General features: G+C 72.0%; 19 protein-coding genes and 4 pseudogenes. 8 read left to right on the forward strand and 15 right to left on the reverse strand.

What is annotated here, in order from left to right:
• Nucleotides 1-203: 203 nt before the first annotated feature.
• Nucleotides 204-1,514 (reverse strand): tetratricopeptide repeat protein, encoded by a 1,311-nt coding sequence (locus tag ACGFMP_RS04445; protein ID WP_393670179.1) that lies wholly within the window; start codon nucleotides 1,512-1,514, stop codon nucleotides 204-206.
• 263 nt (nucleotides 1,515-1,777) lie between these two features.
• On the opposite strand from ACGFMP_RS04445, the gene ACGFMP_RS04450 reads away from it, so the two are divergent.
• The 6 genes from ACGFMP_RS04450 (at nucleotide 1,778) to ACGFMP_RS04475 (ending at nucleotide 9,223) form a co-directional block, all read left to right on the forward strand.
• Nucleotides 1,778-3,259, forward strand: a complete 1,482-nt coding sequence (locus ACGFMP_RS04450; protein ID WP_393670180.1) for an MFS transporter — start codon at nucleotides 1,778-1,780, stop codon at nucleotides 3,257-3,259.
• Nucleotides 3,208-3,984, forward strand: a complete 777-nt coding sequence (locus ACGFMP_RS04455) for an ArsR/SmtB family transcription factor (RefSeq protein ID WP_393670181.1) — start codon at nucleotides 3,208-3,210, stop codon at nucleotides 3,982-3,984. The genes ACGFMP_RS04450 and ACGFMP_RS04455 overlap by 52 nt, the downstream gene beginning before the upstream one ends.
• A 180-nt stretch (nucleotides 3,985-4,164) precedes the next feature.
• The gene (locus tag ACGFMP_RS04460; RefSeq protein WP_393670182.1) at nucleotides 4,165-5,043 is read left to right on the forward strand and encodes a ThiF family adenylyltransferase; all 879 of its coding nucleotides are present in this window, start codon (nucleotides 4,165-4,167) and stop codon (nucleotides 5,041-5,043) included.
• 4 nt (nucleotides 5,044-5,047) lie between these two features.
• Nucleotides 5,048-6,001, forward strand: a complete 954-nt coding sequence (locus ACGFMP_RS04465; RefSeq protein WP_393670183.1) for a hypothetical protein — start codon at nucleotides 5,048-5,050, stop codon at nucleotides 5,999-6,001.
• Between the two features lie 383 nt (nucleotides 6,002-6,384).
• Nucleotides 6,385-7,080, forward strand: a complete 696-nt coding sequence (locus tag ACGFMP_RS04470) for a hypothetical protein (protein ID WP_393670184.1) — start codon at nucleotides 6,385-6,387, stop codon at nucleotides 7,078-7,080.
• A gap of 244 nt (nucleotides 7,081-7,324) precedes the next feature.
• A complete protein-coding gene (locus ACGFMP_RS04475; RefSeq protein WP_393670185.1) occupies nucleotides 7,325-9,223 on the forward strand; it encodes a hypothetical protein in 1,899 nt (632 codons plus the stop codon).
• 183 nt (nucleotides 9,224-9,406) lie between these two features.
• Here ACGFMP_RS04475 and ACGFMP_RS04480 read toward each other — a convergent pair whose 3' ends face one another.
• On the reverse strand, nucleotides 9,407-10,558 hold the full coding sequence (locus ACGFMP_RS04480; protein ID WP_393670186.1) for an erythromycin esterase family protein: 1,152 nt from the start codon (nucleotides 10,556-10,558) through the stop codon (nucleotides 9,407-9,409).
• Nucleotides 10,555-11,241, reverse strand: a complete 687-nt coding sequence (locus tag ACGFMP_RS04485) for an NADPH-dependent FMN reductase (protein ID WP_393670187.1) — start codon at nucleotides 11,239-11,241, stop codon at nucleotides 10,555-10,557. The genes ACGFMP_RS04480 and ACGFMP_RS04485 overlap by 4 nt, the downstream gene beginning before the upstream one ends.
• A 112-nt stretch (nucleotides 11,242-11,353) precedes the next feature.
• Between ACGFMP_RS04485 and ACGFMP_RS04490 the strand changes: the two genes are divergently transcribed.
• The gene (locus ACGFMP_RS04490; protein WP_393670188.1) at nucleotides 11,354-12,034 is read left to right on the forward strand and encodes a TetR/AcrR family transcriptional regulator; all 681 of its coding nucleotides are present in this window, start codon (nucleotides 11,354-11,356) and stop codon (nucleotides 12,032-12,034) included.
• An 89-nt stretch (nucleotides 12,035-12,123) separates the two neighbouring features.
• On the opposite strand, the gene ACGFMP_RS04495 is transcribed toward ACGFMP_RS04490, so the two are convergent.
• A complete protein-coding gene (locus ACGFMP_RS04495) occupies nucleotides 12,124-12,462 on the reverse strand; it encodes a YciI family protein (RefSeq protein WP_393670189.1) in 339 nt (112 codons plus the stop codon).
• Nucleotides 12,463-12,773: 311 nt separating this feature from the next.
• On the opposite strand from ACGFMP_RS04495, the gene ACGFMP_RS04500 reads away from it, so the two are divergent.
• Nucleotides 12,774-13,175 carry a DUF234 domain-containing protein gene (locus ACGFMP_RS04500; protein ID WP_393670190.1) on the forward strand — a complete coding sequence of 134 codons (402 nt, stop codon included), beginning with the start codon at nucleotides 12,774-12,776 and terminating at the stop codon, nucleotides 13,173-13,175.
• Here ACGFMP_RS04500 and ACGFMP_RS04505 read toward each other — a convergent pair.
• The 11 genes and pseudogenes from ACGFMP_RS04505 to ACGFMP_RS04555 form a co-directional block, all read right to left on the reverse strand.
• Nucleotides 13,156-14,133 (reverse strand): ADP-ribosylglycohydrolase family protein, encoded by a 978-nt coding sequence (locus ACGFMP_RS04505; protein WP_393670191.1) that lies wholly within the window; start codon nucleotides 14,131-14,133, stop codon nucleotides 13,156-13,158. The two genes, ACGFMP_RS04500 and ACGFMP_RS04505, sit on opposite strands and share 20 nt — an antisense overlap.
• A 439-nt stretch (nucleotides 14,134-14,572) precedes the next feature.
• Nucleotides 14,573-14,845, reverse strand: a complete 273-nt coding sequence (locus tag ACGFMP_RS04510; RefSeq protein WP_393670192.1) for a hypothetical protein — start codon at nucleotides 14,843-14,845, stop codon at nucleotides 14,573-14,575.
• 421 nt (nucleotides 14,846-15,266) lie between these two features.
• A pseudogene (locus ACGFMP_RS04515) lies at nucleotides 15,267-15,620 on the reverse strand (aminotransferase); the annotation flags it as partial.
• Between the two features lie 57 nt (nucleotides 15,621-15,677).
• Nucleotides 15,678-15,938 (reverse strand): Txe/YoeB family addiction module toxin, encoded by a 261-nt coding sequence (locus ACGFMP_RS04520; protein WP_393670193.1) that lies wholly within the window; start codon nucleotides 15,936-15,938, stop codon nucleotides 15,678-15,680.
• 10 nt (nucleotides 15,939-15,948) lie between these two features.
• The gene (locus tag ACGFMP_RS04525; RefSeq protein ID WP_393670194.1) at nucleotides 15,949-16,206 is read right to left on the reverse strand and encodes a type II toxin-antitoxin system Phd/YefM family antitoxin; all 258 of its coding nucleotides are present in this window, start codon (nucleotides 16,204-16,206) and stop codon (nucleotides 15,949-15,951) included.
• A gap of 96 nt (nucleotides 16,207-16,302) precedes the next feature.
• Nucleotides 16,303-16,739: pseudogene (locus ACGFMP_RS04530) on the reverse strand (aminotransferase class I/II-fold pyridoxal phosphate-dependent enzyme); the annotation flags it as partial.
• A gap of 23 nt (nucleotides 16,740-16,762) precedes the next feature.
• The gene (locus ACGFMP_RS04535) at nucleotides 16,763-17,206 is read right to left on the reverse strand and encodes a PIN domain-containing protein (protein WP_393670195.1); all 444 of its coding nucleotides are present in this window, start codon (nucleotides 17,204-17,206) and stop codon (nucleotides 16,763-16,765) included.
• Nucleotides 17,203-17,463, reverse strand: a complete 261-nt coding sequence (locus ACGFMP_RS04540; protein WP_393670196.1) for a CopG family transcriptional regulator — start codon at nucleotides 17,461-17,463, stop codon at nucleotides 17,203-17,205. Before ACGFMP_RS04540 ends, ACGFMP_RS04535 begins: the two co-directional genes overlap by 4 nt.
• Nucleotides 17,464-17,706: 243 nt before the next feature.
• Nucleotides 17,707-18,087, reverse strand: a pseudogene (locus ACGFMP_RS04545) (aminotransferase class I/II-fold pyridoxal phosphate-dependent enzyme); the annotation flags it as partial.
• 65 nt (nucleotides 18,088-18,152) lie between these two features.
• Complete coding sequence (locus ACGFMP_RS04550) at nucleotides 18,153-19,619, reverse strand: hypothetical protein (RefSeq protein WP_393670197.1); 1,467 nt, start codon at nucleotides 19,617-19,619, stop codon at nucleotides 18,153-18,155.
• Between the two features lie 427 nt (nucleotides 19,620-20,046).
• Nucleotides 20,047-20,486, reverse strand: a pseudogene (locus ACGFMP_RS04555) (aminotransferase class I/II-fold pyridoxal phosphate-dependent enzyme); the annotation flags it as partial.
• Nucleotides 20,487-20,757 lie beyond the last annotated feature (271 nt).

The following is a 20,757-nucleotide window of genomic DNA, read 5'->3' on the forward strand; positions in this document are numbered from 1 at the left end:
ACCAGGGCCACGGACTGACCGGGGGTCGGACTGGATCCGCCGGTCCCGCGGGACCGGCGGCCCGCCCGACGCAAGAGGCGGCGCGCCCCTGCCGAGGACCGACCGCGTCGTCGCCGAGGGCCCATCGCGTCGTCGCCGCGGCGCGGGCGGGCGTGCGGCCTTCAGGACGGGGACGCCTCCTGCGGTGTTCCCGTCCCCTGCGGTCAGGCCTGACCGGGCCTGGCCTGGAGGATCGCCACGGCTTCCTCGACGCGGCCGAGGCCGATCAGGTGCCAGGCCAGTGCCGAGCTGTCAGGGGCGTGCCGTTCGAGGTAGGCGACGGCCTCCCCGGTGCGTCCGGCCTCGGCCAGCAGCCCGGCGATGGGCTCGGCCGCGTACCAGGTGCCGCTCTCGGGGTGCGCCAAGGCCCGCTCGATCGCCTGCTCCCGCTCGCCGCACGCGACCATGAGCGGGAGCCGCCTCATGAACGCGTCCCAGTCCTCCTCGCCATCGCGTACCGCGCGGGCGTCGAGGAAGGCGAGGCCGTCCCGGGCGCGGCCCTGGTCGGCGTACAGGGTGCACAGCGTCTCGACGAGCCAGTCCTCCGCGCCGTCGGGGGAGTCCGCGAGCGCGCGCGTCAGCGCGATCGCCTCGTCGCCCCTGCCGTGCCTGGCCAGGAGTTCCGCGAGACGCAGGGGCCCGCGGCGCCTGCGGGCCGGCGAGTCCCCCGGCTGCCGGTAGACGGCCATGGCACCGTCCACGTCGCCCTGCTCCTCCAGCAGTTCCGCGAGACGCTCGGCGGCGTGCCCGTGGTATTCGGCCGCCGCGTAGTCCCGCAGCTCCTCGATCCGGCCGTGGCGGGCCAGCAGGTCGGCCAGCTGGTCGCGCCCGTTGACCGAGGTGGTGACCCGGGTGTCCAGCAGGTCGATCGCCTCGTCGATGCGGCCCTGCCGTTCGCGGATCGCCGCCAGCAGGTCCACCGCGTTGTCCGGCGCGACGCCGTGGCCGCGGCAGGACGGTGAGCCGCAGCGGTGGCCCGCCTCGACACGGGCCGTCAGCAGTGCCGCCGCGTCCTCGTCCCGGCCCGCGCCCTCGGCGACGTCGACCAGGGCGGCAGCGAGGAACCAGTCCCCGATGTGCGGGCTGAGCAGCGCGAACGCCTCGTCGCCCCGGCCGTGCCTGGCGAGCAGTCCGGCGAGGAATCCCAGTGCGGAGCGGTCCGCGGCCTCCGCGTGCGGGCGGACCAGCCCGATCGCCTCCTCGACCCGCCCGAATCTTTCCAGCAGCTCCGCCGAGGCCTCGGCCGCCTTCCACCAGCCCGTGGCGAGGTACGGGGCGAGCACCTCCAGCGCCTCCGCCTGCCGATCCCGCTCCCCGAGCAGCCGGGCCTGCTCCCGCGCGCAGTACCACTCCCCGTGCCCGGCCTGGTGGGCCACCTCTTCCGCATGGCCCAGCTCCAGGAGCCGGGAGACCACGTACGACGGGATGCAGCCGGAACCCGTCCGGGTGCGGTAATCAAGATCAGCGGCGTCCACGGCGCCGTACTCTAGCGGCCGCCTCGGACATCCGGTGGACCGGACCTGCCCCGGACCTGCCAGTTGCTGCCCCGGACCTGCCCCCGGTCGGCAGGGGAGCGGCGAGGGTCCGCCCTCCCGATCCGGCCGCTTTCCCGGCGGCATGCGCGGCACGTTTCGGCGTGCACCGAAGTCGGCGCTTCCTATGGTGGAGGAAGGGCACGCGGCGTCGCGTGCCCGGCACGGTCCGGCAGTCCGGCGGTACGTCCGGAAGGGAAAACTCGATGGAGAGCGTACCCGGCGGTGACGAGCGGGAGAAGGTGCGGGAGCGGCGGCCGACCAGGCCCTTCGTCCCGCTCGTGGCGCTGTGCACGGGCTATTTCATGGTCATCCTGGACGCCACCGCGGTGTCCGTGGCGCTGCCCCGGATGGGGCACGACCTGGGTGGCGGCCTGGCCGGCCTGCAATGGGTGGCGGACGGCTACACCGTCGCTTTCGCCGCACTGCTGCTGTCGGCCGGCGCGGTCGGCGACCGGATCGGTGCGAAGCCGGTCTTCCAGGTGGGCCTCGGCCTGTTCGTGGTCACCTCGATCGGCTGCGGTGCGGCCCCCGAGCTGTGGGTGCTGGTGACGATGCGGGTCCTCCAGGGCCTGTCCGCGGCGCTGATGGTGCCGACGTCGCTGGCCCTGATCCACGCCTCCTACCAGGACGAGGGTGACAGGACCCGCGCGATCGGCGTCTGGGGCGGGGTGGGCGGCGTGGCCGCCGCGGCGGGCCCGGTGCTGGGCGGTGTACTGACCGCCGCACTGAGCTGGCGGGCGGTGTTTTTCGTCAATGTGCCGGTCGGCCTGCTCGGCTTGTTCCTGACCGCTCGTCACGTCGTGGCGCCGCGTCCCGAGCGCGGCCGGGGCATGGACAGGTCCGGCCAGCTCGCCGGCGCGGTCATGCTCGCCGCGGCGGTGTACGCGCTGATCGAAGCGGGCCACAGTGGCTGGGCTGCGGGCGGCGTGCTGGTCGCGGCGCTGCTCGCGGTGCTCGCCGCGGCGGCCTTCCTGCTGGTCGAGCGGCGCACCGCGGACCCGATGGTGCCGCTCGACGTCTTCCGCTCGCGGACGCTGAGCAGCTCGACCCTGGTGGGCTTCCTGATGAACGCCGGGTTCTACGGCCAGCTGTTCGTCATGACCTTCTACTTCCAGCAGGTCCGCGGCTGGTCCGCGCTCGAGGCCGGGCTCGCGCTGCTGCCGCAGACCGCGATGGCCGCGCTCGCCTCCGCGCTCAGCGGCCGCACCGCGGCCCGTACCGGCCCCCGCACCCCCATGTGGGCGGGCATGCTGATCGGGGCTGCGGGCTTCGCCGGGCTGCTGGCGACGGGCGCGGACACGCCGTACCTGTGGCTCGTGCCGCCGCTGGCCGCGATCGGCTTCGGGATGGCCTTCACCATGCCGGCCGCGATGTCCGCCGCGGTCGAAGAGGCCCCGCCGGGCCGGGCCGGGCTCGCCTCCGGGGTGATGAACGCCAGCCGGCAGGTCGGCAGCGCGGTGGGCATCGCGCTGCTGGGCGCGCTGGTGGCGGACCGGAGCGGATTCGTACCCGGGATGCACACCGGCTCCGCGGTCGCGGGCGGCGGCTTCCTCGCCGCGGCCGCCCTCGCCTGGTTCGGCGTCCACCGCGACGCACCCAGCACGTCCACCGACGACGCAAAGGAGCTCCTGCCATGCCGAACCTCAGCCAGGGAGAAGCCGACTTCCACCGCCCGGCAGCGCTGATCGGCGACAGCACGCGGGCCGGTATCCTGCTGGCGCTGCTCGACGGGCGGATGCTGCCCATGTCGATGCTGGCGGCCGAGACCGGGGTCTCCGCGTCGACCGTCAGCGGCCATCTCGCCAAACTGGTGGACGGCGGCATGCTGCGGGTCAGCAGCCAGGGCCGGCACCGCTACTACGGCCTGGCCGCGCCCGAAGTGGCCTACGCCCTGGAGGCGCTGGCCCGGCTGGCGCCCACCGCGCCGATCCGCTCCCTGCGGGCCGGCACCCGGCAGCGCGCCCTGCGGGTGGCCCGCACCTGCTACGACCACCTCGCCGGGCGGCTGGGCGTGGAGATCATGGCCGCGCTGCTCGAGCGGGGGGCGGTCACCGGCGGGGACGGCCTCTTCCACCCGGAGACCGCCCGCGAGGACTGCCTGTCGCACACCGGGCAGGACCTGGACTACGAGGTGACCGACGACGGCTGGACGCTGCTCGCCCGGATCGGCGTGGGCCGCCCGCGTACCCGCCGCAAGCTGGTCCGCTACTGCGTGGACTGGACCGAGCAGCGCCACCACCTCAGCGGCGCGGTCGGCGCCTCGCTCTTCCAGGCGATGGTGGACGCGCGGTGGGTCGAACGCGCCCCTGGCAGCCGTGCGGTGAAGCTCCTGGAGCCCGCCGCGGACGGCATCTCCGCCTGGCTCGGCACGGACCTGACGACCCGCCTGGAGCCTCCACAAGCCGCCTGAAGCGCGCGGCCTATGAGCTGACCGACCGTCACATTCAGGCGGGGGACGAAACGTGGAAGTTTACCCAAACGGGAGTATTGGCGCGACATCGGTCGGGCAGGCGCCCCATCGCACCACCCCCCGGGGTGGCGGACACGTCCCCCGGAAGCCCGGTTCCCAACCCCTGCAAGGGAGAAGAACGTGACCACCCGAACACGCTACGAGAGCACCTACGACGAGAAGTTCTATCTGGAGCGCGTCAAGCGCAACCTCGGCTGGCTCGGCGACACCGAGGAGGAGCAGCTCGAAAGGCAGTTCCGGTTAAGGGACGCCGTGGTCGGCGTGGCCGGCTGCGGAGGCATCGGCGGAGCCACCGCCGACCGCCTGATGCGCCTGGGCGTGCGGAACTTCAAGCTCGCGGACCCGGACCACTTCGAACTCTCCAACATCAACCGGCAGTTCGGCGCGAGCATCGACACGGTGGGCCGCAACAAGGCCGAGGTGGTGGCCGAGCAGGTCTACAACACCGCCCGTGACGCGAACATCGAGGTGTACCCCGAGGGCATCACACCCGAGACGGCCGACGAGTTCGTCGAGGACTGCGACTACGTCCTGGACAAGATCGAGCTCTACGAGATCGCGGCCCGCTACACCCTGCACCAGGCCTTCCGGCGCTCCACCCGCCCGCAGTTCATGATGCTCACCCCGGTCTTCGGGCACCGCACCTTCTTCTTCAAGTGGACCCGCGACTCGATGACCGCCGAGGAGTACTTCGGTGTGCCGGTCGACGAGCCGCTGGACGAGAAGAACGTACGCCGGCTGCTGAGCCGCTTCATCCCGGAGATGCCGGACTACCCGGGCACGGCCATGCTCGACAAGTGGTTCATCGAGGACCGCGAGTGCCCGATCCTGGCCAGCACCCCGCCGCTCGCCCAGGGCATGCTGGCCAGCCGGCTGGCACAGGCCATCACCGGCCTCGACCAGCTCCCCGGCGCGGAACCGCTGCCCGTCACACCCGGCTACGCCATGCTCGACACCCAGAAGTGGATGGCCAAGACCGTGCACGGCAAGTGGTGGTGAGGAAGTGACCGGGTTACTCAGCAGGCCGGGCAACCGGCACGCCGTCGCCGTACGCGACTGGCGGCGCGAGCGGTTCGAGGAACTGTTCGCCCTCGCCGACGACCTGGAGCGCCGCAGCCCCGAGGAGCTGCGCACGCTGGCCCAGGGAACCCTGCTCGGCGTCCTCTTCTACCAGAACAGCACCCGCACCCGGCTCAGCTTCGAGACCGCGATGCGCCGCATCGGCGGGGCCAGCGTGGGGTTCGCCGACGCGGCCACCACCCGGGCCGGGGACTTCTTCCAGGAGACCCTGGAGGACACCGTCCGCATCGTCGGCGGCTACACCGACGTCCTCGTCCTGCGCCACACCGACGACGACGCCGCGGAACGCGCCGCCCTCCACTCCCCGGTACCGGTGATCAGCGCCGGCACTGGCGAGCGCGAGCACCCCACCCAGGCCATGCTCGACACCTGGATGATGCGGCGGCGACTGGGCTCCCTCGACGGCGCGCACATCGGCCTCGTGGGCGACCCCGCCTGCCGGACGCTGCGCTCCATCCTCTACGCGGTCGCCGCGTGCGGCGCGAGCCGGGTCACCTTCCTGGCACCCGAGGGGCACACGCTGCCCGAGGACGTCACCGGCGTCCTGCGCGCACACCACGCGAGCTGGCAACTGGCCGAATCCGCAACCGACATGGTCCGCCAGGTCGACGCGATCAGCATGATCCCGTTCGAACTGCCCGACTTCCACGTATCGGCCGCGGCAGCCACCCGCGACCGCGAGCCGCTGCCCGAGCGCTACCGCTTCACCCGCGCCCTGCTCGCAGGCTCGCCCGTCCAGGTCTTCCACACCGGCCCGCGCGGCGACGAACTCCCCGCAGAGGTCGACGACCTGGCCAACGTCCGGTACTTCGACGGGGTCCAGCACGGAGTGACCCTCCGCGCGGCCCTGCTCGCCGACCTCCTCGACCGCGCGTAGCGCCCGGTCGCGCTGCCGGGGACCACCCCGGCGGCGCCGAGGCGCCGAAGCCGGAGGGCGGTGGTCCGCCATGCCGTCGTACAGGTGCCGGCCCCAGCGCCGGCACCGGGCGGCGGCGGACCACCGCCCCACCGGGGCGTGACCGGGCGGCGGCGGACCACCGCCCCACCCGGTGCGCACGGCCCGCACCTGCAGAGCCCGCACGGAGCGCACGACCCGTACCCGCGCGGTGCGTACCCACCCGGCGCGCACGACCCGTACCCGCACGGCCCGCACGGCCCCCACCTGCAGAGCCCGCAGAGCCCGCACGGCCCGCACCCGCACGGAGCGCCCCCGGGCGAGGGCACCCGCACCCCGCCCCCTCACACGACAGGACCCCACCCGTGCCGACCACCCATGTCCTGCTGAGCCGCCCCCGCACCCGCTTCCAGCCGCCCGGCCTGGTCGCCATGCGCGCCGTCCCCGACGACGCGCCCCCGCCCCTCACCGACTCCGACCGCATCCACTTACGCTGGTCCACCGCCCCGCTGCTGCCGCCCCTCGACCCGCGGGCACCGCTGGCAGGCGTCCTCGACAGGCACTTCGGTGTGCGCTGCGCCGACACCACGCACAGCCCGCGCTGCCGCCACTGCGGCAACCGCGAACACGACCTGCTGCGGCTGCGCGGTGGCCGCACCGCCGCGCTCAGCGCCGACGCAGGGGAGGGCAGGCTCACCGTGGTGGCGGCCGTCCCCGGCGAGGCCGCCGTAGGGGTCGCCGCCCTGCCCGCCAGCGCGGGCCGCGACGCCCTGCGCGGACCGGACCACACCCTTGCCCGCCACGACCCCGTCCGGCTCTCCGGCAGGACCCTGCCCGACATCTGGACGGCCACCTGGCTGCTCACCGCCCGCCAGGCGCTGCACCGGGCCACAGGCCACCGCCGCCCCGCCGAGATCGACGCCGTCACCCTCCCCGACCGCCCGGCCTCCGGCCGCTGGACGCCCCTCCGGCTCGCGGACGCCACCACCTGCTGGCTCACCGGCGCCCTGCTGCCGGCCCACACCACCGCCGCTGTCGCCCTGCTCGAACCCGCACACTGACACCCGACGGGGGACCCGAATCCTCGGATCCCCCGTCCGGCCGGCCCCCAAGGCCCCTGGACCAGCGGCAAGCGGGGCCTCCGGCGCGTCCCCTCCCCGCACCCCCGCCGGCCGCGCGCCCGCACCGGCGCACCATGGACCGCCTGGCTGCCCGCCGTATCCTGAACGTCCTCCCGACCTCGGCGAACTCCCGCGCCCTGACTCCGAGTCCGGCGCCCGCCGAAGCGGAGGCCAGGGGGCGGGCATGGACGAGGGGGAGGCCGCAGTGCACTGGCACGTGCTGGAGGGGGTGCCTGCCGGGCAGGAGCAGGTGCCACGGCTGCTGAGCGGGATGCGGTCGCCGGAAAGCGTGAGCACCTCGTGGGCGCGGCTGGTGAAACGCCTGCACTGGTCGACAGGCGATCCGCTGTTCCCTCCCATCGCAGCGGGCCTGCTCGAAGTGCTTCCCGACCTCGACCGGTCGTACCGCCGCCACGTGCTCGACTTCCTGGCCTGGCGAACCCACCGGGCACGCACCGACCCGCGGCCGGCGGACCGGCAAGCCCTCGCCTCGCTCGTGGCGGGCCGCTCGCACGTCGTCCCGCTGCTCGCGGACGCGGATGCGGGCGTTCGCGTCCGCGCCGCGTGGTTCCTGGGGGAGACAGCGAGCGGGGACGCCGAGGTGCGGGACGCGCTGCGAAACCAGGCCGAGGCGGAGGCCGACCGGACGGCGCTGGTCTCCCAACTGATCGCCCTGGGGCGGCTGTCGGAATCCGGGGCCGTGGTCGAGGAGAGCTGGTTCCTGCGGTGGTCGGGTCACCCGGAGGCCCTGGTACGCGCAGGGGCGGTGTGGGCCGTCGCGCCGATGGCCTCACCTGCCGGTGCCGCGGGACTGGGCCTCTCGGCGGGCGAGGCCTTCGCCGAGACCGGTGTGGAAGCACTGTCCGATGTGCCGGCATGGCCCCGGCGCCATGAAGTGGTGAGCAAGACCGCGGAGCGGCTGCGAGAGCACCCACGGGAGGCCGTCGCACTGGCCGCCGCGCTGTCCGGGCACCAGAAGGAGGGCCTGCGCCGGGATGCCCTGGCGGCGGTGGCCACGCAACTGCGGTACTGGCGAAGGCCGTCCGCGGAGCTGTGGGAGATGGTCGTCGCCGGGCTGGACGATGGGAACTGGGTCGCCGCCGGGGCGCTCGACATCCTCGCCGACGGCGGATCGGCCGTTGCGCCGTACGCGGATCGGCTGGTCGATTTCGTCGAGCGGCACCCGTCCCTGCCGGACGTGTGGGCGTCGAATGCCAAAAGGGCCATACAGGCACTGGTGGGTGCGGATGACGACCGGGCCCTGCCCTGGTACCGGGAGAGCTTCGGCGACCATGACCTCAAGCCGGGGCTGCCGCCCGCGCGCTGGGCCCCGGAACTGCTGCCGGCCTTCCGCGGGCGACTCGGCGAAGGTCCGGACGCCCGCGGGGTTCCCGAGGTGCTGCGCATCCTCGTCGCGTGGGGGCCGAGGGCCGCGGAGGCGGTGCCGGAAGTCGTCGCACTGCTGGACACCCCGCAGGCCAGGCCCGCCGCAGAAGCCCTCGGCCGGATCGGCCCGGCCGCCGGAGCGGCGGCCGAGGTGCTCGCCGCGCTCGCCCGCGGATCGCGGCGGCCCCCTCGCCAGTACATCGGCGCCTGCACGGGGCCCCGATGGCATGGATCCCAGACCGCCGCCTGGGCGCACTGGCGCCTCACCGGCGATCCGCAGACGGCACTCGACGTCATCGGCGCGGCGGTGCGCGCGGGCTTCGGGCACCCGGTGCTGAGCCATCTCGCAGACCTCGGTCCGCTCGCCGCCCGCCACGCCGACGACATCCGGCCGCTCCTCGACGCTCCCGGCGAGTGGACCCGCGTCGGTGCCGCCGAGGCCTGGTGGCGGGTCACCGGTGACGCCGCCACCGCCGTCGGGGTCCTGCTCCCGGCGCTGCGGCCGCTGGCCGACCACCGCGTCAGCCCGCTGGTCCTGCGGGCCACCGCAGTACTGGGGCGGATCGGCCGGCCCGCCGCGGCCGCCGTGCCGCTGCTCGAGGCCGTGACGACCGCGGAACGCCGGTACGGCGGCACCATCCTCGCGGACGAGGAGCTCTGCCGGTCGGCCGCGGAAGCGCTGCGCGCGATCGCCTGACGGGGATGGCCTGACGGGGATGGCCTGACGGGGTTCGCCTGACGGGGCTCGGATGCCGGATGCCGGGTGCCGGACGCGCGGGCGCCGCCGGGGGACATCTCCCGCGGGCCGGTGGACTCGGGGAGTGGCGGACCTCGGCAAGGCCGCGGCGCCCGGGTTCGAGGGGGCAGGCGGTCATGGCGGTCAGGAGGCCAGCCATCGCACCGGCGACACCCGGTGGACGTGGACGAGTACGTCGAAGGCGTCGGGCAGCGAGTCGACGACGAGGTGTTCTGCCGCGTCCCGCGCGGGTTCGTAGACGCCGCTGATGACACGTGCCGTGGCAGGTCCCGCCCACCGCCGGCCCTGGCCGTCCGTGCGCAGGTCGAGCCAGTGGGCGGCGCGGCCGGGTGCGTCCAGGCGGGCGTCGAGCCAGTCGGCGGCGGGGGCCGGGACCTCGGCGACACCGAGGTCGCCGTGGTGGAAGCCGATCGCCACCGACACGTAGCCGGTGCCGTAGTGGCCGCGCAGCACGCTGCCGACGGTGGGCCGCGGGCCGCGCCCCGGTGCCAGGCCGAGGGTGACCGGGGCGGCAGAGGTGTGCGCGATGCCGTCCCAGAGGGCCACGCGGTGCCCGGTGCGGCGCTGCCAGCCGGTGATCGTTTCCGCCCAGACCCCGGCGTCGCCCGCGTAGTCGGCGCGTCCTGCGACGCTGCGCTGGTGGAATTCCGCGATCAGGCGCATCCGGGCCGCGGCGGCCTCGCCGGGCAGGTCGGCGACGAGGGCGAGCGCGTCGCGGGCGTGCTCGGCGAAAGGGCGCCCCGGGTGCGTGCCCCTCGCGCGCTGCACGTGTTCGTCGACGTCGTGCGCGGTGCGGATCGGGTCGAGGTGCGAGGCCAGTTCCGCGAGCCGTTCCGGGGCGGTGCGGCGTACGTGGTCGAGCACGGCGTCGTAGTCGGCCGGGCTCGCCTGGGCGGGCTTGACGCCGAAGACGCGGACGGGGTCGGCGGGGTGGGCCCGGTTGAAGCCGCGGATCCACTCCAGCGCGGTCGCCGTCTCGGCGGTTCGCCAGGGGCGCCAGGCGCCCGCCAGCGCCGCCTCGGCGGTGCCCGGACCGCCAGCGGCGTAAGCGTCGAGCCGCGCGGCGGCGGCCGCGTCGTCCTGGAGGGCCAGGGCGCGGAAGCCGTGGTCGCGGACCAGGCGTCGAAAGACCTGGTCGCGCAGGGTGGAGGTGTCGTGCGCGAAGCGGGTGGACTCGCCGAGCCCGGCGACGGTCGCGTCGGCGGCGACCGCGCCTGCCAGGTCGTCCAGCGCTTCCTGCGGCAGTGGGCCCGCGGGGATGGGGGGAGTGGTCACGACGGCACTCCTTGGCGGATCGGCTCCAGCGCGCGGGCCCAGGCCAGGACGTCGTCCAGCAGGGCGCCGAGTGGGGCGTGCCCGTGCGGGTCGGCGGCAACCCCGCCCGGCGCGGTGTGCTGGTCCGTGCCTGCCGTGCCTGCCGTCGTGCCTGCCGTCGTGCCTGCCGTGCCTGCCGTGCCGGCCGTGCCCGCCGCCGTGCCTGCCGTGCCCGCCGGATCGGCCGGGGCGAAGTCGCGGTGCACGGACAGCGCCACCTGGCTGCGGACGGTGGCGATCTGAAGCTCCGCCAGGATCAGCCGCAGGTGTTCTGCCGCCCGGGTACCGCCGTGCACCCCGTAGCCGACGATCCCGGCGGCCTTGTTGTTCCATTCGGCGTACAGGAAGTCCAGGGCGTTCTTCAGCGCTCCGGGGATGGAGCGGTTGTACTCCGGGGTGACGAAGACGAAGCCGTCGAAGCGGGCGATCGCCTCGGCCCAGCGCCGGGTGTGGGGGTGGGCGTACCGGCCTGCCATGGCGGGCAGCTCCTCGTCGAGCAGCGGCAGGCGGAAGTCGGCCAGATCGACGATCCCGAACTCCGCCTCCGGGTGCCGCCGGGAGGCCGCCGAGGCGACCCACTCGGCCACGGCGCGGCCGCGGCGGCCGGGGCGCGTGGTGCCGACGATGATTCCGATCCTGGTCATGACCCACTCCTCGCTGTGTCATTGCACCGCTCGGTGTAGATGTTACGTCGATCGGTGCAACAGGTGCAATGACCGGTGCAATCCGTGGAGCCGGTCCAGTAGCCTCGATGGCGTGACGGAGAGAAAGAAGCCGGTCGGGCAGCCCGACAAGCGGCGGGCGATCGTGGCCGGCGCGCTGACGCTGTTCGCCAGGGACGGCTACACCCGCGCCAGCCAGGACGCGATCGCCGCGGCGGCGGGCGTGTCCAACCGCACCATCTACAACCACTTCACCGACAAGGCCGACCTCTTCCAGACGGTCATCCAGGACAGCACGAAGCGCGTCGCCGACACGATGGTCGACCTCATCGACCGCCACCTGGGCAAGGTCGTCGACCTCGAACAGGACCTGATCGACTTCGGGCTGGCCTGGCTGGGAGTGCTCACCTCCGACCTTGCCCCGCACTTCGCGCTCATCCGCCAGATCAACGCCGAGGCCGAGCACATCCCGCCGGCCGCACTCGCGCTGTGGCAGGAGACCGGCCCCGGCCGCACCCGCAGCGCGCTCGCCGAACGGCTGCGGCGGCTCGCAGAACGCGGCGAGCTGCGGATCACCGACTCCCGGCGGGCGGCAGGCCACCTGATGCTGCTGGTCTCCGCGGACAACCTCACCGACCGGGCCGAGCTGCACGACCCCGACGCGCTACGAGCCATGGTCACCGCCGGTGTGCGGGCCTTCCTCCACGGCTACGCCACGACGGACGGCCCGCCGGTCACGGCGCCGGCTCACCCGAAAGGGCCGGAGGCCGGGTAGGCACAGGTTGCGGCTTGTGGGCTGCCGGGCCGGCCCCGTTCGGACCACCGGCGCAGGATCGGCACCAACTCCCAGCGGGCCGTCGGCTGTCAGACGGCCGGATCGGGCATGATCTCCCGGACCTCCTGTGCACAGCGGCACGAGGCGGCGAACTTGGCCGCCCAGAGCAGGGCGTCCTCACGTGAGGGCACATCGATGATCGAGAACCCGCCGATGACCGCCTTGGTCTCCGGGTACGGGCCGTCGCTGACCGTCCCGTCCGTGGCCACGACGCTCGCCTGCTGGCTCTCCAGCCCACCGCCGAAGACCCACACGCCCGCGTCCTGCGCCTCCCGCACCACCTTGTGCGACGCCTCGGCCACCGCGGGCAGTTCCTCCCGGGGGAAGTCCATCGCGCCGTCGTCGAAGGAGATCAGATACCGCGCCATTTTGCCTCCCGTGTTCGGCCGCCTCAGCCTACGACGGACACCGCCCTCCCGGGCAGACCACGCCTTTTTCGCACACCCTTTCCTCCAGGGCGCCCCGGGGAAGGACAGCTGGCCAAGACTTGCAGCAGGGCGACTTTCACAAAAAGCGGCGAGCGCAGCCTGGCCGCGGAGACCCCGCAGAGGGTCAAGCCCGTACCGTCCTCGGAGCCGTCGGGCTCGGAGAACGTACCTTCACGCTCATCGGCCGCGCAGCCGGCGACCTCAATCCGGGCTCTGTGAAACGGTCTCTCGAACCTCTCACCACCCGCCGTATGGTCGCGGCGGACACATCTCTGTCCAGCAGGCCCAGTCGCGAGACCCGCTCTCGCATCGACGACCCCCACCTGCGCTTCTGGCTCGCCTTCGTCGGTCCGGGCATGCCCTTGATCGAACGAGGGCGCGGCGACCGTGTCCGCGAATCCCTTCGCGCAAGCTGGACATCGTGGCGTGGCGTGGCGTGGCGTGGCCGGGCCGTCGAACCTGTGCTCCGCGAGGCCCTGTGGCGCCTGACCGACGAGCAGTTGCCCGAGGGCACCCATACGGTCGGTGGCTACTGGACCCGTACGAACGATCCGGAAATCGACCTGGCGCTCCTTGCCGTCGCCCGCAGCGGCTGTACCGCACAGGGCGTCCGCAGCCTGACGCCCGAAGACCTCATGGCCGCGTGGACCTGACATCCCGGAGACACGCGTTCCAGCCGGTCGACGGGTCGGCAAGGCGCAGGGCGAGACGGGCGAGGTCCGAAAGCCGGAGGACCCGCTCTCCCGCCCCCGGAAGGGGGACATTCACTGCCGCGGTCCACCGGGTGGGTATGGCGTCGAATCCGTGAATCGCTCCGGCGAGGCCGCCTGCGACCGCGGCGACGGTGTCGGTGTCGCCGCCGAGGTCCACAGCTGCCCGTACAGCACCCTCGTACGAGGTGGTGGTGCGTACGGCCCAGACCGCGGAGCCGAGGCAGGGCCAGACGGCGCCGTTGAACTCGGTGGCCTGATCCGGGTGCCAGCGCGGGTGCAGCACGACCGCGTACCGGTCCCGGTGCTCCGGGCGGACCTGCGCGAGCGCGGAAGGGACGGCGGCGAGCGCGTCCTCACCCTCCAGTGCCACGCGTACGAGCTCATGGAAGATCGCGGTGCCCTCCCAGACGGCCGGGTCGCCGTGGGTGAGGGCGGAGATCTCGCGTGCGGCGTCCATACTCGCCTGCCGGCCCTGAGCGGCGAAGTGGACCGCGGACGTCGTGGCGCGCATCAGTGCACCGTTCCCGGCGGCGCGGTGATTGCTCGCGAAGTGCGCTGCTGCTGCGGCGTCCCAGGCTTCGCCGTTGGTCAGGACGTCCTCGGTCTGCAGGCCGATGTCCTTCGGATCGGCGGCCGCCCACCGCTGGAACCGTGCGAAGACGTCCGGCAGGTCCAGCCCGCCGCGTTCCAGCAGGGACTCGCCGAGGTGTACCGCCATCTGCGTATCGTCGGTGGCCTCACCGGGCTCCCAGCCACCGCCTCCGCACATCTCCATGTCGCCGCCGCCAGGGAAACGGGCGGAGAACGCTCCGGCCGGGCCGAATTCGAAGGGCCCACCCAACGCGTCTCCTACTGCCGACCCGACGACGGCGCCGACGGCCCGCTGGTTCCGGTCCATCCGCCCACGCTACTTTCATGGACTCATTGCAGAGGCAGGTCGTCCGGCAGAATACGTACTGGCTCGTAGCGGAGTTCGCAGTGAACCTGCACGTAGTGGTCGTGCTCACCGGCTCCCGCCAGCCGCGGTCTGTCGGGCACGCCAGGTCCCCTCGCTTGGTGAACCATTGCGCCTCTGGGCCTCGGCATCGAGAGATCCGCACGGCGGCTACGGACGGGCGTGGATGACCGCGGTCCACGCCTGCAGGTCCCGGTAGTGGTTCGTGTGGCCTGCGGAGAGGACCGTGCGCAGTGCTTCCACGTATTCGGTGTCGGCCGGGAGGTCCAGTTTCCCGAGGAGAGCCAGCGCTGCCGTCGGCTCGACCTTGCCGTAGACCTCCGCCTGCCGAGGTCCGTCGGTGCCGCTCGATGCCTCCCGTTCTCGGGCGGACCAGAAGAGATCAGTCAGACCGGAGGTGGCCGGCAGGCTCTACCGCAGCAGGGAAGCCCAGCCTGTCGAGAAGCGTCGTGAACGTCTCCTCCACGAAGGTCCCGTGGGAGCGCAGAACGGCCTCGATCGAGGCCGGGTCGGCCCTGCCGGGGAAGCCCGCGTTGGCCGCCCAGGCCAGGGCCGCCCGCGCATCGGCCGGTACCGTGGCGTCCAGTTCAGCCAGCTTGCGCCGGGTGGCTGCCGCGTAGGCGGGTGTGGTCACCCATATGCTCATGTCACCCATGCCCTCGGGCTCCTCAGCCCAGAGGTCTCCCGCCTCGCCGGCCGCCACCAACTCCAAGTGCAGGTAGGCATCCCACTCCCGGCCGTCGGTCCCCAGCCCGGTGACCAGCGCAGTGTCGCTGTCTAGACGGAGGCACAACAGGCCGCGGCTCCGGTCCACTCGACCAGCGCGGCAAGGTCCGCTGCTTCCCACAGCCCGTGGTCGAGTTGCAGCGTCTGCCAGCCGCCAGGCCGAGGCCACCCTGCGTGAATGCCGTCCCGAACCTCCTCATGGAGGTCGCTGAAAACCGGCGCTTCCACCAGCGGGTACTCCCTGCGGCCAAAGACCAGATCCCCGGAGAATCCCACCCCTGCTCCCTCCACGATGCGCTGCCCGCACGATAGGGGAGGCGACCGACAACAGGCCCACGCTGCCATCCGTGAAGGCGGGCTGCTGCCTCGGTGAGGACGTCGTGGCGTTTGCAGAAGGCGAAGCGGACCTGCGTGCGGCCGGCGGTGGGGTGGTCGTGGAAGACGGAGTTGGGGACGGCGACGACGCCGGCGCGGGCGGGGAGGGTGCGGCAGAAGGTCAGGGCGTCGGTGCCGGGGGCCAGGCCGGCGTCGAGGAGGTTGAGCTTGGAGCGCAGGTCCTCGCGGAAGTGCTCGTAGTACGCGTCGGGAAGGGCGAGGGCCTCGGCGACGGCGTACTGGAACGGGCCCGAGGCCACGTAGGTCAGGAACTGCTTGGCAGTGCGGACGGCGGCCACCAGTTCCGGTGAACCCGTCACCCAGCCCACTCCGCGTTCGTACACTCATTCGCATGTCGCGCACGGGACGCGCGAAAGTGGGTTCCGTTAGCTCTCGTAGTGGTAGCGGCACTGAGCGATCAGGCCGCCGTCCTCGGTCGCCTTGTAGATCAGTCGGTGTTCGTCATTGATCCGGCGCGACCAGTAACCCTGGAATCCGTGCTTGAGCGGTTCCGGTTTTCCGATTCCCTCGTTCCCATTCCTGGCGATGTCCGCGATGAGTGTGTTGATGCGCTTCAGGGTCTTCCGGTCCTGAAGCTGCCACCACAGGTAGTCCTCCCAGGCGCGGGAGGAGAAGGTGATCTTCATCGCGTGGCCCTTATTCGTCGGTCGCCAGCTCGCGTACGGTGCCGCCGCCGTTTTCGAGTTCGTCGATGGATGCCAGCAGGCGCCGGGCATTTGCCGGACTCCGCAGCAGGTAGGCCGTCTCCTTCAGGGACTCGTAGTCTTCGAGGGAGACGATGACGACCGGGTCATGCCCGGCCCGAGTGATGACCACCTCTTCGCGGTCGTCGGTGACGGAGTCGAGCACCTCGGCATACCGCGCGCGTGACTCGGAGTACGTCATGGTCTTCATGGTCCACCTCCTACTTGTACAAGAAATTGTACGTCGATTCCCGCGGTGCGACAACCAGCTGGCCTCTCCGGCCCTCGGCCCTGCGATGGGCGGCGTTCAGCCGTTGAAGGCTTTCCGGAGGCGGCCTGCGGCTTCGGTGAGGACGTCGTGTTGCAGAAGGCGAAGCGGACCTGGGTGCGGCCGGCGGTGGGGTGGTCGTAGAAGACGGAGTTGGGGACGGCGACGACGCCGGCGCGGGCGGGGAGGGCGCGGCAGAAGGTGCGGGCGTCCTGCTCGCCGATGGGGGCGATGTCGGTGGTGATGAAGTAGGTGCCCTGGGGGACGTGGACCTGGAAGCCCGCGTCGCGCAGGCCCGCGTCGAGGAGGTCGCGCTTGGCGCGCAGATCGTCGCGGACGCCGGTGTAGTACGCGTCGGGGAGGGCGAGCGCTTCCGCGACCGCGTACCGGAACGGACCCGAAGCCACCTACGTCAGGAACTGCTTCGTCGTGCGGACCGCCGCGACCGGCTCCGCCGACCCCGTCATCCAGGCCACTCCTTCTTCACACACCCCTTTGGTCACAGGGGCAAGTCGTCAGGTAGAAGGCGGAAGGACTTGTGGCGACCGAGCGGGCGAACCGCGCGGAAGTCGCGGCGGTTGAGGGTGAGGACGGCGTCCGTGTCGTATTCAGCCGCGAGGGCGACGTTCACAGAGTCCGCGAGGTCGAGGTTGAGCGCCGCATACCGGGCTCGCAGGGTCTGTGCGGCGGAGAGGTGGGCCTCGGTGATTTCCGGTACGACGATCCGGCCCGCTCGCATCCACCGCCGGATGTCGTCGATCGCGCTGACGGCTGCCTCCCGTCCCAGCTCGCGGGTCGCGACGTGGTCTATCTCAGCGAGCAGTAGCGGGGACATCACGAGGAGGCCGGCGGCCATGATCGCCTCGTTGGCTCCCTGGTGCTCGGGGTGCGTGGAGTCCAGCGCGGCCAGCAGGCCCGAGGTGTCGGCCACGACGATGATCACGCTGTCACTCCGGAGCCGCCCTCGCGCCGGACGGCATCAGCCACGGCGTTGCGGACGTCCTCTTTGGACGGAGTACGCCCAGGCCCTTCGAAGGTCCGGGAGAAAAGTGGTTCGTCCCAGACCCGGTTCGCCATGGCTGCAAGGTGGATGCCTTGCCTGATGATCTCGGCTTCGCTGATACCGCGGCGGGCAGCGGCCTCCTTGATGATCGCGAGATCCTCAGGGTCCGCGTAGACGTTCGTACGTTTCATCGACATGTACCAATCGTAGTCCATGTACCACTGGTGGTGCATGTAGCCGAGTCATCCGCTCGCCTATCCTGCGGCCGCTACCCCGCGCACTCCCCACTCGCCCTGCACCCGCGAACGGCGCCGACGCCAGCTCGGAGCCTGAGCCCTCGCCGGAGAGTCGTTCTGACCGATGGACTCCGTGTCCAGGTCTCTATCCCAGTGGTCCACCACACGTGCTGGTTCGGTGAGCGGCGCTGAGCCGTTGAAGGCTTTCCGGAGGCGGCCTGCGGCTTCGGTGAGGACGTCGTGGCGTTTGCAGAAGGCGAAGCGGACCTGGGTGCGGCCGGCGGTGGGGTGGTCGTGGAAGACGGAGTTGGGGACGGCGACGACGCCGGCGCGGGCGGGGAGGGCGCGGCAGAAGGTGAGGGCGTCGGTTTCGCCGAAGGCGGCGATGTCGGTGGTGATGAAGTAGGTGCCCTGGGGCTCGTAGACCTGGAAGCCCGCGTCGCGCAGGCCGGCGTCGAGGAGGTCGCGCTTGGCGCGCAGGTCGTCGCGGACGCCGGTGTAGTACGCGTCGGGGAGGGCGAGCGCTTCCGCGACCGCGTACTGGAACGGACCCGAAGCCACATACGTCAGGAACTGCTTCGTCGTGTGGATGTCGTGTGCCGGATCACCGACGGGCCCGGCGGTGTCCGCCGGGCCCGTCGTGCGGTGCCTCAGCCCCGGCGGGCCGCGGAGCGTCGGCGTGTGCCGATCAGGGTCGCGGCACCGGCAGCGAGCACGACGCAGCCGCCGACTGCCGTCCACAGGGTCGTGGCACCGGAGCCGGTGGCGGCGAGTTCACCGCCCTGGTCGCCGTCTCCGGAGGGCGTGTTGGCCGTGGCCGTGGCCGTAGGCGTGGGCGAAGCCGCGGCGGTCGTCGCGTTGATCGCCACGTGCGCGGAGTTGTTGCGCTGGTCGGCCGTCTGGTCCTCCGACGCGAACACATACATCCCGGCGTACTGTCCGGACTCCGCCTTCAGCGGAACCATCTGGAACGTGAAGCCGGTCTTCTGCCCGGGTTCGAGGGTGACAGTGCGCACGCAGTAGTACAGGACCGGCTTCTTCCCCTGCGGGTAGGCCGACAGCTCCTCGGGACTGCCCGGCGACGTGCGGCACTCCTTCGGTACCTCCTTGACCTGTACCGATGACGGGAACTCCAGGTAGGCGCCGACGCTGCCGCCGACGTTCTCGTCGTACCCGCTGATGGTGGTGGTCCCGGAGTTGCGGGCTTCGAAGGTGATCGCGCTCGGCCGGCCGATGACTGCGTTGAGGCTGCGGTTGACGCCCGCGATGTCGGTGACCGTGCCGGTGTCGAGCCGCGTGTAGTAGAGGTTGTTCTCGGCGTCGATGTCGATGGACGGGTTGTACATCTTCGTGGTCTTCGCGGCCGGGACCGGCACCAGCGTGAGCTCGCCGCCGGTCCCGGCAGTGCCCTCCGGCTTGCCGACCCAGTCGTCGTCGGTGAGTCCGGCGCCGTACTGGATCTCGTCGCCGTGCGCCCCGGCGGGGGTCGATATCGTGAAGGGGTCGGACAGCTGGAGCTGCTGGCCGGGCTTGATGTCCGCGTCGGGGAAGGTGCAGTACGCGCCGCGCTGGCCGTTGCCGGAGTGCTCGTACAGGCAGTTGCTGTAGTTGCCCAGCACCTCCGCGTTGCCGAACTGGTCGTGGACGAAGACCACGATGCCCTTGCCGTCGCGGCTGCCCGCGTTGGCGAATCGGAGCGGCAGCGCGGCGGTGCTGCCGGGCGTGACCTTGTAGGAGCTGCCGAGGTCGTTGACGACCAGGTCGGGGCCGTCCCCGACCGTGACGCCGACGTTCTGCGCACTCGCGTCCGTGCCGTTGGCCGCCGTCACCTTGAAGGCGACACTGCCGGTCTGCCCGGCACTTGCTGCAGTCAGGGCACGTACGCCGACCGCCAACCGGCCCGACCCCCCGCGGACATTGCCCAGGTCGCAGGACTCGTGCAGGTGATCGGCAGAGGTGTACGCGCAGCCGCTCGGCAGGTCGAGCTCCGCGAAGCCGTGCAGCCCGGAGCCGTCGACGGACACCTTCACGCCGCGCAACGTGTTGCCCGTGACGTCGAAGAACTGCACGCTGAGCGGGCGGTAGTCCGCCCCGTTTCCGGTGTCGCGCACGGGCACGGTGCGATCGAAGCCGGCCGACACCTGCAAACGCTCGGTCGCTGCAGCGTTCGCCACTCCCGTGCCCGCTCCCAGAGCGAAGCCCGTGGCCGCGACACACAGCGCGGAGACGGTGCTGACGAGGCGTGGCAATGAAACACGCCGTCTGTTTATGCGAGTCATGGGATCCTTTTGTGAATGGTGAAAGTCAGATCGTATGGCCGGGGGCGTCGGCCTGTCCCTCGATTCCGCAGGGAAACGAAGAACGCACGCGGGCGCCGCGAAAGCGGAATACCCTGGTCAGGGCGCTGCAGAAGGCGGCATGTTCGCGACCGCTCTGCTCTTCGGACTGGGCGGGGTGGGCTGCTCACCGGGCCTCGGCGGCGTCCTCACAGCCCGAACGGGCATGAACGGCCGTCCCCTGCGCCAATGATCCGCCTGCGCCGGGTCAGTCGTTGAATGCCTTGCGGAGGCGGTTGGCGGCTTCGGCGAGGACGTCCTGCTTCTTGCAGAAGGCGAAGCGGACCTGGGCGCGGCCGGCGTCGGGGTCGTCGTAGAAGACGGAGTTGGGGACGGCGACCACTCCGCAGCGTTCGGGCAGGGAACGGCAGAAGGTGAGGGCGTCGGTCTCGCCGAAGGCGGCGATGTCGGTGGTGATGAAGTAGGTGCCCTGGGGGCGTGGACGCGGAAGCCGGCGTCGGTCAGGCCGGTGGTGAGCAGGTCGCGCTTGGTGCGCAGATCGTCGCGGAGGCCGAGGTAGTACGCATCGGGCAGCGCGAGGGCCTCCGCGACGGCGTACTGGAAGGGGCCTGAGGCGACGTAGGTGAGGAACTGCTTTGTCGTGCGGACCGCGGCGACCAGTTTGGGAGAGCCGGTCACCCAGGCAACGCCTTGTTCGTGCACTCATTCGGGTGAACGCTCGTTGGTTCGTTCGTTGAGATAAGGGACAGACCCGGCCCGTCACCCTGCGGAGCCGACGCCTCGGTCATCGCGGTACTGAGCGTTTCGAGGTGGACGGCGTGGCCACTTCGGACTGGCGGCTCTTCGGCGTCGTCAAGCTGATTCACGCCCCGGTCGGGGACTCGTCAAAGGGCGCATTGAAGTCCCTGGCATATTACGTCTACAAGTGACAGGAGACAGCATCCTCTCGTATGCATAC

It is taken from the genome of Streptomyces sp. NPDC049040 (assembly GCF_043197715.1).
In the GTDB taxonomy this organism is placed as follows: domain Bacteria; phylum Actinomycetota; class Actinomycetes; order Streptomycetales; family Streptomycetaceae; genus Actinacidiphila.